The sequence below is a fragment of the Pseudomonas sp. NPDC088885 genome (assembly GCF_044750025.1).
Taxonomy (GTDB): Bacteria; Pseudomonadota; Gammaproteobacteria; order Pseudomonadales; family Pseudomonadaceae; genus Aquipseudomonas; species Aquipseudomonas rustica.
Window position 1 is genome coordinate 63,994 of sequence record NZ_JBIVJB010000023.1, and the last position, 4,262, is coordinate 68,255.

Sequence of the window (4,262 nt, forward strand, 5' to 3'; positions counted from 1 at the left end):
CCGCACCCTTGCCTTGGGCTGCCTGTTGCTCCTTCAGCCCCTGCTCGCGCATGCACAAGCAGGCGGCAACTCGTTGTTGATCCCGGCGATGGGTCGTTGCACCCTCAATACTCAGCCGCAAGACGTCACGCAGGCACTGGCCGCCTGCCAGAAAGCGGCGGACGAAGGGGATGCGCAAGCGCAATACGAGTTGGGTGAGTTCTACTACGACGGCAAAAATGCGCCGCGCGACCTCAATCAAGCCCTGAGCTACTTCGAAAAAGCCTCGTTGCAAGGCCACGCTCAGGCGCAATTCAAACTCGGCACGATGTTCTTCCACGGTGAAGGCGTGCAGGCCAACAACATTCAGGCGTATATCGTTTTGAAGATGGCTGCGGTCAACGGCGCGGAAGATGCGCTGGATACGGCTGACGAAGTGTCCGAAAAGATGTCCCGCGAAGACCTTGAGACCGCCACGCAGGTGCTCGGGCAAATTTTCCGTAAATACCTGATGGAACTGCAGAGCGCCGATGGGCGTACGCCGTTTTCGCCATTGCCTTGATGGGTGGTGATTAACTTGTGGCGAGGGGATTTATCCCCGTTGGGCTGCGAAGCGGCCCCAAACCTGCAATCCGGTTCTGTCTGACACACCTCGCTGAATGGACTTGCGACTGCTTCGCAGCCGAACGGGGATAAATCCCCTCGCCACAAATTCATTCCAATCCAGGATCTGTTGTTACTTCTCAGGCATCGGCATCGGGAACGGCATCACATTGCCGACCGCGCCGCGGGCTTCGCTGATTTTCGGGGTGCCCAGACGTTCCACTTCGTCGATGCGTACGATCGAATGCATCGGCACAAAGCTGCGAACCACGCCTTCGAACTGCGCCTTGAGCTTTTCTTCACTCGGATCGACGACCACTTGCGTGCGCTCGCCAAAGACGAACTCTTCCACTTCCAGAAAGCCCCACAGATCACTTTGATAGATCTGCTTGGCGTACATTTCGAACACCTGGCCCTGGTTGAGGAAAATCACCTTATAGATTGGAGCTTCGCGTTTGGTCATGGCGGGGGGATAACATCGGGGATAAAAATGAGGGCGCAAACTATAGCATAGCCTCCGGACGCACAGCGGTAGGAACCTGAGGGCTTGTTCCCTATAATGCCGGGTTCTTTGAATCACGTGACGACACTAATCCATGGCCAAGAAGCTTTACATCGAAACCCACGGTTGCCAGATGAACGAGTACGACAGCTCGCGCATGGTCGATCTGCTGGGTGAACATCAGGCCCTGGAAGTCACCGCGCGCGCGGAAGACGCCGACGTGATTCTGCTCAACACCTGCTCGATCCGCGAGCGCGCGCAAGATCGCGTGTACTCGCAGCTCGGCCGCTGGCGCGAACTGAAACTGGCCAACCCGGACATGGTGATCGCCGTCGGCGGTTGCGTGGCCAGCCAGGAAGGCGCGGCGATCCGTGATCGCGCACCGTACGTTGATGTGGTCTTCGGCCCGCAGACCCTGCACCGCTTGCCGGAAATGATCGATGCCGCACGCATCACCAAGCTGCCGCAGGTCGACGTGTCGTTCCCTGAAATCGAAAAATTCGACCACTTGCCCGAGCCGCGCATCGATGGCCCGAGCGCTTACGTGTCGGTGATGGAAGGCTGCAGCAAGTACTGCACGTTCTGCGTGGTGCCGTACACCCGTGGCGAAGAAGTCAGCCGGCCGTTCGATGACGTGATCGCTGAAGTGATTCACCTCGCTGAAAACGGCGTGCGTGAAGTGACGCTGCTGGGGCAGAACGTCAACGGCTATCGCGGTACGACCCACGACGGTCGTCTCGCCGATCTGGCCGAGCTGATCCGGGTTGTCGCTGCCATCGACGGTATCGACCGCATCCGTTACACCACTTCGCACCCGCTGGAGTTCTCGGACAGCCTGATCCAGGCCCACGCCGATGTGCCGGAACTGGTGAAACACCTGCATTTGCCGGTGCAATCGGGTTCCGACCGGATCCTCGCGGCGATGAAGCGCAACCACACGGCGCTGGAGTACAAATCCAAGCTGCGCAAACTGCGCGCCGCGGTGCCAGGGATTTGCATCAGTTCGGACTTCATCGTCGGCTTCCCCGGCGAGACCGAGAAAGATTTCGAACAGACCATGAAGCTGATTGCCGACGTCGGTTTCGACTTTTCCTACTCGTTCGTTTACAGCCAGCGCCCGGGCACCCCGGCTGCCGATTTAGCCGACGACACCCCGGAAGAGTTGAAGAAGGAGCGCTTGAACGCTCTGCAACATCGCCTGAATCAGCAAGGGTTCGAGATCAGCCGACAAATGGTCGGTTCGACGCAACGGATTCTGGTCACCGATTATTCGAAAAAAGACCCGGGCGAGCTGCAAGGGCGTACCGAGAATAATCGTATCGTCAACTTCCGCTGCGACAATCCGACCCTGATCGGCCAGTTTGCTGATGTGCACATCGATGCCGCACAACCGCACTCGCTGCGTGGCTCGCTGATCCAATAATCAACACAGGGCACTGTGGGAGCGAGCCTGCTCGCGAAGGCGGCGACACATCCAACAACAATGTGTCTGACACAACGCTTTCGCGAGCAGGCTCGCTCCCACAGGAACAGCGATGATTTAAGAGCTTTCGCACCCACGCCTCTGGCGTTATCCTTGATTTCATCTTAATTGCCCCAGGGCGGCTAAATACGACCTTGAACGCACCCATAGAACCACATCGTTTTATCCTCGAGCCCTTTGAGGCTCGCCGCTTCGCCAATCTGTGCGGGCAATTCGACGAGCATTTGCGCTTGATCGAACAGCGCCTGACGATCGAGATCCGCAACCGCGGAAACCAGTTCGAGCTGATCGGCGACCCCAAACACACCACGTCTGCGGAAAATCTGATTCGTCGCCTGTACCGGGAAACCAAAGGTTCAGAGCTGTCGCCAGATACGGTTCACCTGTTTCTGCAGGAATCGGCCGTCGTCGAGCTGGACAATCACGCCCCCGCCGAAGCCTCCGTCGCCCTGCGCACCAAGAAAGGCATGATTCGCCCGCGCGGCTTGAATCAGCTGCGCTATGTGAAGGAAGTCCTCGGCAACGACATCAACTTCGGCATTGGCCCGGCCGGTACCGGCAAGACCTATCTGGCCGTGGCCTGCGCTGTCGATGCCCTGGAACGCGAGCAGATTCGTCGCATCCTGCTGGTGCGTCCGGCGGTTGAAGCGGGTGAAAAACTCGGCTTCTTGCCCGGCGACCTGTCGCAGAAGATCGACCCGTACCTGCGCCCGCTCTACGACGCACTCTACGAGATGCTCGGTTTTGAATACGTGGCCAAGCTGATCGAGCGTCAGGTGATCGAAGTCGCGCCGCTGGCCTACATGCGCGGCCGTACGTTGAACAACAGTTTCATCATCCTCGACGAAAGCCAGAACACCACCGTCGAGCAGATGAAGATGTTCCTCACGCGGATCGGCTTCGGCTCAACAGCGGTCATCACTGGTGACATCACCCAGGTCGACCTGCCGAAAGGCACCAAATCGGGTCTGCACCATGTGATCGAAGTGCTCAAAGACGTGCCGGGCATCAGTTTCACGCACTTCCAGCCGAAAGACGTCGTGCGCCATCCTTTGGTACAGCGGATTGTCGAAGCCTACGAGCGCTTCGAAAACCGTGACGAAGCACCCAAGGACACCTCGCGAAATGCTTGAGCTAGACCTGCAAATCGCGACTGAAGCGAACGCGCCGAGTGAAGCCGACTTCCATCTGTGGTGCGAACTGGCCCTGCGCCAGCGCACCGCTGACTCGGAAATGACCATTCGTCTGGTCGACGAGGAAGAAGGCCGCGAGCTCAACCACACCTGGCGCCAAAAGGATTACGCGACCAACGTCCTGTCGTTCCCTGCAGACGTGCCCGACGAGTTTCTCGACATCCCGTTGCTCGGCGATCTGGTGATCTGCGTGGCGGTGGTTGAGCGTGAAGCCGCCGAACAAGGCAAGGAACTAAAGGCCCATTGGGCGCATCTGGTCATTCACGGCTGCTTGCATCTGCTTGGTTACGACCATATAGATGACGACGAAGCCGAAGAAATGGAAGCACTGGAACGCGAGTTGCTTGCCGAATTGGGCTATCCCGATCCGTACGCGGACGACGAAACCGAAACATCCCCTATCGTTACAACAAAGGATTCAGAGTAATCGCTATGAGCGAAGATCGATCGAGCAACGGGCAGAAGTCATGGCTGGGTAAACTCACCCAGGCTTTTGCCCACG

The 4,262-nt window shown here is 58.2% G+C and carries 5 protein-coding genes; 4 read left to right on the top strand and 1 reads right to left on the bottom strand.

The window, feature by feature from the left end; translation table 11 throughout:
- The coding region (locus ACIP1X_RS12750; RefSeq protein WP_400752529.1) for a tetratricopeptide repeat protein at window positions 1–541 on the top strand (541 nt) is incomplete at its 5' end.
- A 174-nt stretch (window positions 542–715) separates the two neighbouring features.
- Here the strand turns inward: ACIP1X_RS12750 and ACIP1X_RS12755 are convergent.
- Window positions 716–1,045: a DUF1820 family protein gene (locus ACIP1X_RS12755; protein ID WP_003185742.1), complete on the bottom strand. Its 330-nt coding sequence runs from the start codon at window positions 1,043–1,045 to the stop codon at window positions 716–718.
- A gap of 133 nt (window positions 1,046–1,178) precedes the next feature.
- Between ACIP1X_RS12755 and miaB the strand changes: the two genes are divergently transcribed.
- The 3 genes from miaB (at window position 1,179) to ybeY (ending at window position 4,187) form a co-directional block, all read left to right on the top strand.
- A complete protein-coding gene (gene miaB / locus ACIP1X_RS12760) occupies window positions 1,179–2,507 on the top strand; it encodes a tRNA (N6-isopentenyl adenosine(37)-C2)-methylthiotransferase MiaB (protein WP_137216658.1) in 1,329 nt (442 codons plus the stop codon).
- Between the two features lie 194 nt (window positions 2,508–2,701).
- A complete protein-coding gene (locus tag ACIP1X_RS12765; RefSeq protein ID WP_008081076.1) occupies window positions 2,702–3,700 on the top strand; it encodes a PhoH family protein in 999 nt (332 codons plus the stop codon).
- On the top strand, window positions 3,693–4,187 hold the full coding sequence (gene ybeY / locus ACIP1X_RS12770; protein ID WP_400752532.1) for an rRNA maturation RNase YbeY: 495 nt from the start codon (window positions 3,693–3,695) through the stop codon (window positions 4,185–4,187). The genes ACIP1X_RS12765 and ybeY overlap by 8 nt, the downstream gene beginning before the upstream one ends.
- Window positions 4,188–4,262 lie beyond the last annotated feature (75 nt).

What these genes read in the sequence shown, in the direction of transcription:
- miaB (WP_137216658.1), top strand. Translation starts at nt 1,179, where the DNA reads ATGGCCAAGAAGCTTTACATCGAAACCCACGGTTGCCAGATGAACGAG.
- ACIP1X_RS12755 (WP_003185742.1), bottom strand. Translation starts at nt 1,045, where the DNA reads ATGACCAAACGCGAAGCTCCAATCTATAAGGTGATTTTCCTCAACCAG.
- ybeY (WP_400752532.1), top strand. Translation starts at nt 3,693, where the DNA reads ATGCTTGAGCTAGACCTGCAAATCGCGACTGAAGCGAACGCGCCGAGT.